The sequence below is a fragment of the Psychrobacter sp. CAL346-MNA-CIBAN-0220 genome (assembly GCF_040309805.1).
GTDB lineage: Bacteria > Pseudomonadota > Gammaproteobacteria > Pseudomonadales > Moraxellaceae > Psychrobacter.
This window is the reverse complement of record NZ_JBEOPF010000479.1, coordinates 1-257: the sequence shown is the minus strand read 5'-3', so window position 1 is coordinate 257 and position 257 is coordinate 1. Positions and strand designations below refer to the sequence as shown.

Below are 257 nucleotides of genomic sequence, written 5' to 3'. Positions count from 1 at the left end.
GGTACACCGACAGCAGGCCGAATACGCCACCGAGCAGAAACGGGATACGCCAGGCGTAATCAGAGACCTGTTCCGGTGTATAGGCCGTATTAATAGCGGTGGCTACCAGCGAGCCCAGCAGAATACCGGCGGTGAGGCCGCTGGTCAGGGTGCCGCAGGCGTAGCCGATGTGGCGCGGCGGCACGTGCTCGGAGACGAACACCCAGGCGCCCGGTACTTCGCCGCCAATCGCTGCGCCCTGGATCACGCGCATCAAC

At 64.6% G+C, this 257-nt stretch carries 1 protein-coding gene; it reads right to left on the bottom strand.

Translation table 11 applies throughout. From position 1 onward, the window contains the following. On the bottom strand, nt 1-257 hold a 257-nt coding region (locus AAEY88_RS14445; RefSeq protein WP_350563500.1), incomplete at both ends, for an MFS transporter.